The sequence below is a fragment of the Bradyrhizobium sp. SZCCHNRI3052 genome (assembly GCF_032484895.1).
In the GTDB taxonomy this organism is placed as follows: domain Bacteria; phylum Pseudomonadota; class Alphaproteobacteria; order Rhizobiales; family Xanthobacteraceae; genus Bradyrhizobium.
The window spans coordinates 201,686-207,604 of the sequence record NZ_JAUETW010000010.1 but is presented as its reverse complement, the minus strand read 5'-3'; the positions used below and the strand labels follow the sequence as shown (position 1 = coordinate 207,604).

At 65.5% G+C, this 5,919-nt stretch carries 5 protein-coding genes; all 5 read left to right on the top strand.

What is annotated here, in order from left to right; all coding sequences use genetic code 11:
* Positions 1 to 7 precede the first annotated feature (7 nt).
* Positions 8 to 991, top strand: coding sequence for an alpha/beta hydrolase (locus QW887_RS25260; RefSeq protein ID WP_316164880.1), 984 nt, complete (start codon positions 8 to 10; stop codon positions 989 to 991).
* Entirely contained in the window at positions 988 to 2,721 is a 1,734-nt protein-coding gene (locus tag QW887_RS25255) for a cyclic peptide export ABC transporter (protein ID WP_316175869.1), read from the top strand. The genes QW887_RS25260 and QW887_RS25255 overlap by 4 nt, the downstream gene beginning before the upstream one ends.
* Before the next feature lie 133 nt (positions 2,722 to 2,854).
* Positions 2,855 to 3,916 carry a GNAT family N-acetyltransferase gene (locus QW887_RS25250; RefSeq protein ID WP_410052619.1) on the top strand — a complete coding sequence of 354 codons (1,062 nt, stop codon included), beginning with the start codon at positions 2,855 to 2,857 and terminating at the stop codon, positions 3,914 to 3,916.
* Between the two features lie 18 nt (positions 3,917 to 3,934).
* Positions 3,935 to 5,266 (top strand): lysine N(6)-hydroxylase/L-ornithine N(5)-oxygenase family protein, encoded by a 1,332-nt coding sequence (locus QW887_RS25245; protein WP_316175867.1) that lies wholly within the window; start codon positions 3,935 to 3,937, stop codon positions 5,264 to 5,266.
* Positions 5,267 to 5,463: 197 nt separating this feature from the next.
* Entirely contained in the window at positions 5,464 to 5,817 is a 354-nt protein-coding gene (locus QW887_RS25240) for a hypothetical protein (protein ID WP_316175866.1), read from the top strand.
* Positions 5,818 to 5,919 lie beyond the last annotated feature (102 nt).

Here is a 5,919-nt window from a genome sequence, read left to right as displayed (position 1 = left end):
GGTGACCATGGGCCTTCATCCTGATATCGCGGCACTGCTCGAGATGATCCAGCTCGGAACGGAATCGGGCGCGCGCATTCCGTTTCCGCAACTGACGCCAGCGCAGGCGCGTGCCGATTTCGACGCCTCCTCGCCGCTGCTGGATGTCGATCCGCCGCCGCTCGCCTTCGAGAGGCAGCTTGCGCTGCCGATGCGCGACGCGACGGAGATCGCCGGGCGCCTCTATGCAGCGCGGCCGTTGGACGTCGCCGATCCGATGCCCGTGCTGCTCTACATGCATGGCGGCGGCTTCGTCGTCGGCAGCCTCGACTCGCACCAGCCGTTGTGCCGGGGCCTTGCCGATGACAGCGGCGCGGCAGTGCTGTCGATCGCCTACCGGCTGGCGCCGGAGCACCGGTTTCCGACGGCATTCGAGGACTGCGTCGATGCCCTCGCCTGGATCGGGCGCGAGGGGCCTGCACTTGGCCTCGACCCGCGGCGGGTCGCGATCGGCGGCGACAGTGCGGGGGGCACGCTGGCCGCGGCGCTGGCGATCGCCGCGCGCGACGACCGGGCCTTACCGCAGCCTGTCCTTCAGGTCCTCGCCTATCCCGGGCTCAGCCCGCAGCAGGTCTCGGACTCCTACGAGAAATACGGTTCGGGTTATCTGCTTGAGCGCGAGACCGTGGACTGGTTCTTCGACCACTATCTCCGCCATGACGCCGATCGCCACGACTGGCGATTTGCGCCGCTGGCCGCGTCCGATCTCACGCGCGTCGCGCCCGCGCTGATCGTGCTCCCCGAGTTCGATCCGCTGGCGGACGAGGGAAGGGCCTATGCCGCACGCTTGCGCGCGGCCGGCGCCGCCGTGGATCTGAAGGTCTATCCCGGCATGATCCACGAGTTCCTGCGCATGGGCAACGTCGTTCCGGACGCTTTGCACGCCCGCGCCGACATCGGCGCCAAGCTCGCCGCTGTCTTCGCCACGCGAATGGGAGCCGGCAATCCATGATGACGCCATCCAATCCAGGCGTTGCCAGCGTCGGAAGCCTGCTGCGGCCCTATTGGCTGCTGCTCGCCGCAGCCATTCTGCTCGGTCTCCTCGGCGGCGCCAGCGTTGCGGGCCTGCTCGCCGTGGTGAACCGCGGCCTCTACGCAGGGGCAGGCGACGTCGGTGGCCTCGTCGCCTCGTTCGCGGGTCTCTGCATTCTGATCGTGATCGGGTCGGTCGGCTCTGACATCAGCGCGAATGTCGTCGGCCAGCGGATCGTGGCCTCGTTGCGCAAGTCGCTGGCCGCCAAGATACTGATGGCGCCGATCGACCAGCTCGAATCCTATCGGTCGCACCGCCTCATCCCGGTCTTGACCAAGGATGTCGACGCCATCAGCGATTTCGCGTTCTTCTTTCCGGCCTTCCTGGTGTCGGGCGTCATCGTCGCCGGCTGCCTGATCTACTTGGCGGTGCTATCGTGGCCGCTGTTCCTGGTCACGGCAGCCTTGATCGCGCTCGGGTCGTTCGTCCATTATCTCGCCCGCAAGCGCGGAATGATGGGCTTCACTCTCGCGCGCCAATACGAAGACGACCTGCAGAAGCATTACCGCGCGATCTCCGAAGGCGCCAAGGAGTTGCGCCTGCATCGCCCGCGCCGGCGCCACGTCCATGTCGATCTGATCGGGCGGACGGTCGACCGGATCGGCAACGTGCAGATCAAGGCCATCAATCTGCTCGTGACGGCGCGTGCGCTCGGAACGGTTCTCCTGTTCCTGGTGATCGGGACCGCTCTGGTGCTGCGTCCACTGCTGTGGCCCGACAGCCCGGCCTCGGTGTCCAGCGGCTTCGTTCTGGTGCTGCTGTTCATGCGCGGACCGATCGACCAGTTGATCGGCATGCTGCCGTCGCTCGGCCGCGCGCAGGTCGCGATGCGCCGGATCGCCGAGCTGTCGGACCGTTTCACCGCCGCAGAGGCGGGCCTGCTCGATGATCCGCAGGATCGAACCGCCGACCAGATCGAATCGATCGAACTGCGCGGCGTCTCCTACGCCTTCCCGGCGTCGTCGTCCGAACGCCCCTTCACCATCGGACCGATCGACCTTCGCATTCGCCGCGGCGAGATCGTCTTCATCGTCGGTGAAAACGGCAGCGGCAAGACGACGCTGATCAAGCTGCTGCTCGGCCTCTATGTGCCCGACCGCGGCGTGCTGCTGCGCGACGGCAGCCCGGTCGTCAACGAGACCCGCGACGACTATCGGCAGCTCTTCACCACAATATTCTCGGACTATTTCCTGTTCGACACCTTGGCGCAGCAGAGCAGTCAGCGGCCGGAGCTCGCGCAGCGCTATCTCGACCGTCTCGAGCTCGCCCACAAGGTCTCGATCGATGGCGGCGCATTCTCAACCACCGACCTGTCGACGGGCCAGCGCAAGCGGCTCGCCCTGATCAATGCCTGGATCGAGGGACGCCCGGTGCTGGTGTTCGACGAATGGGCGGCCGATCAGGACCCGGCGTTCCGTCAAATCTTCTACACCGAGCTGCTCGCCGACCTCAAACGTCTGGGCAAGACGATCATCGTGATCTCACACGACGATCGCTACTTCCACTGCGCCGATCGGATCGTGCGCCTGCGCGACGGTCGGATTGACGCCAGCGACGCCGCTGAACGCCGCGAGCCGGCACAAAGGCCACGCACGCTCACGACCGTTATGCAGGAGCCCGCTCCGTCGCTTGGAGCATCGAATCCGTGAGCCGCATCTTTGTAGTTAATCTAAAGACAGCGCTACAGACTTTGTTGTCTTCGTCGTGCCGGCCGATCTACATCCTGAGCGGGAGTGGACAGAGATGGCGCCCGTGCAGATCAATGAGAGGGAAGGAGTTCGCATGAGCGCGACTGCGAGCGCTAGGGGTAGTGTCCGGACATTCCCCGTCGCAACCGATGCGACAATGTCGGTCGTTCGCGACGATGACGGGCTCCGGGTGATCGCGGACGGCGCGCCGTTGCTGTCGCTTCGGCCGGATGGCGAACTGACGCGTCTGATCGTGCACGACGGGATCGATGATTGGCGCCGGGTGTCGCGCGGAGTGGCGGCAATGGCCGAAGCGGTCTTCGGCTGGGCGCCGTCGCTCGAGAGGCTCGTCATCACGCCTGACGACAACCCGGCAGCAGCATCGGCGTTGGCGAAAGACGGCGTTGCGGTCGTGACCGACGGCAGGCTGACGCTGTATCCGGACATGGTGATGCAGCTTCGCGAGAACTGGCTGACGGGCGCCGCGCGCCCGGCGTTTCCGCTGTCCTACGCGATGACCGACGGCAGGCGGCATCCGCGGCGGCCGCCCAAGCCGGTCGGCACCGTCTACGCCCGCTTCATTCCCTGGCTGTCCGACGTCGTCAGTTTTCGCGTCGTCGACATCGCTCACGATCTCCTGCTGGTCCACCGCTGGCTCAACGATCCGCGGGTGGACTCGTTCTGGAACGAAGCGGGGGACATCGACAAGCACCGACAGTATCTGTCGCGGATCATGTCGGACCCGCACATGGTGCCGCTGATCGGCTCCTTCGGTGATCAGCCGTTCGGCTATTTCGAGCTCTATTGGGCGAAGGAAAATCGCATCGCGCCGTTCTACGATGCGGCGGACTATGATCGCGGCTGGCACGTGATCGTTGGCGAGGACGGCTTCCGGGGCCGCCGCTTCATCACGGCCTGGCTTCCCTCGCTCATGCACTACATGTTCCTCGACGATTGCCGCACCGAGCGTATCGTCGGCGAGCCGGCGGCGGCGCATTCGCAGCAGCTGCGCAACCTGGATCTGGCTGGGTTTGCCCGGCTCAAGAACTTCGATTTCCCACACAAGCGGGCAACCCTGGTCATGTTGCTGCGCGAGCGCTTCTTCGGCGACCGGCTGTGGCAGCCGGCGACCAAGGAAGCACCCACAGAAGCCTAGCGCGGACGGAGCATCACCATGTCGTATCATCCTGCCCCTGACTATGATGTCGTCGGCATTGGCTTCGGGCCATCGAACCTCGCACTGGCGATCGCGCTCGACGATTGCGCGAGACAGCAGCGCTTGAAATGTCGGTCCCTGTTCCTGGAGAAGCAGCAGGACTTCAAGTGGCATGGCGGCATGCTGCTGCCCGGCAGCAACATGCAGATCTCCTTCCTCAAGGACCTCGTATCGCTTCGCGATCCGACCAGTCCGTTCACCTTCGTCAACTACCTGCACAAATCCGGGCGGCTGCTCGACTTCACCAACTGCAAGACGTTCTATCCGAGCCGGATCGAGTTCAACGACTACCTCCGTTGGGTCGCCGGTCAGTTCAGCGGCATGGTTGCGTATGGAGAGACGGTCGAGGCTGTCGAGCCCGTGCACGCCGGCCAGTCCGTCACCGCGCTCCGCGTGCTCACGCGCATGGCTGACGGGAAAGAACGGTCACGCGTCACGCGGCACCTCGTGGCCGCCGTCGGCGGCGTGCCGCACATCCCGTCGGTATTTCGAGCGGTCGCGATCGATCCGCGGGTCGTGCACACCAGCGGCTATCTCGGCTCGTCGCTTGCGGCAGGATCGAACAGCCGGTCGCCGCGGGTGGCGGTCGTCGGCGGCGGGCAAAGTGCGGCTGAAGTCACGCTCGATCTCAGCGAACGGGTTCCCGACGCCCACATCGATCTGGTCTTCCGCGGGCACGCCCTCAAGCCGGCCGATAGCAGCCCGTTCGTGAACGAGATCTTCAACCCGGACTACACCGATTATTTCCATTCGCGGTCCGACAGCCAGCGCGAGAAAATCGTCCGCAGCTTCCGCAATACCAATTATGCGGTGGTCGACCCCGACCTGCTCGATCAGCTCTACCGGATGACGTACCAACAGCGTGTCGCCGGGGCTCGGAAGCTGACGCTCCATCCGCGTAGCGAGATCGTCGCAGCTCATGCCGTCCCGGAGGGGATAGAGCTCGAGTTCGTCAACAAGGACGAGGAGGTCCGCCGCCGGGCAGTGTACGATGCCGTCGTGCTCGCCACCGGCTACGAGCGATCTCCGGTCCCGGCGTGTCTCGATCCGATCAGCCGCTACATCGAGTCGGCGTCGCTCGATCGCGACTATCGTCTGCGGACAAGCCCGGCGTTTTGTCCACAAGTCTATGTCCAAGGCTGCGCCGAAACCTCGCACGGCCTGAGCGACACGCTGCTCTCGGTGTTGCCGATGCGGGCTCAGGAGATCACGAAGTCGCTCGTGTCGACAACGGGGAGAGACCAGGATGCAGCGCCGTCTCGCGACCGGGCGGAGCGCGTGTACTCGTGATGGAAAGTCGAGTGCAGAGCGACGATGAGCGCGCCGCGCGCGGCGTCGTGGAATGAGGCGAAAGGATATCGTCGCGGCGACCGGGCCGTCCCTGGCGTGTCACGGTCGAATTGTGATCGGGGGGCGCCGTGCCTGCATTTGCCGGATTGCCGACCTTTCGGGTCGGCCGGCGGGCACGGTGGAGTGCAGGATTGGAAATGGGTGAGCCGCATCTGCCTGAGCGGGTCGTAACCTTGCTGGTATCGAGTGAATACGCGCGGCTCGTCGGCCGGACCATGTCGGAGCGGCTCGACTACATCGTCGACATCGCCTCGCTGCATACGCGTGAAGAGCTGGTGCGGCGGCTGGACCTCGGCCGCGTGGTCGTGCGGCAGGTCGAGAAATGGCTCGCGTTCCACGGGCGCCGCGTTCGGCGCCCGAATGAAAGCATCGATATCGTCATGTGCGGGTTGGAATTCCGGAAGCGGCGCGTCCGTCGCTCCCGGGTGACGGTACGATCGCGACGACTGAACGCCAAGACGAATCCGAGGGAGCCGGGCCGAGGCAGTTGAGTTGCTCGGGCTCTGCAGCGGGGCGAGGTCGCCGACCGCGCCTGCCGGGGACTGACGGGACCGCGACGCACGCGGAATGCATCACGCCCTTATCGCGTCGCA

Bases quoted from the DNA above. Each gene is read 5' to 3' on its own strand.
- QW887_RS25260 (WP_316164880.1), top strand. From the start codon at position 8: ATGGGCCTTCATCCTGATATCGCGGCACTGCTCGAGATGATCCAGCTC.
- QW887_RS25255 (WP_316175869.1), top strand. From the start codon at position 988: ATGATGACGCCATCCAATCCAGGCGTTGCCAGCGTCGGAAGCCTGCTG.
- QW887_RS25250 (WP_410052619.1), top strand. From the start codon at position 2,855: ATGAGCGCGACTGCGAGCGCTAGGGGTAGTGTCCGGACATTCCCCGTC.
- QW887_RS25245 (WP_316175867.1), top strand. From the start codon at position 3,935: ATGTCGTATCATCCTGCCCCTGACTATGATGTCGTCGGCATTGGCTTC.
- QW887_RS25240 (WP_316175866.1), top strand. From the start codon at position 5,464: ATGGGTGAGCCGCATCTGCCTGAGCGGGTCGTAACCTTGCTGGTATCG.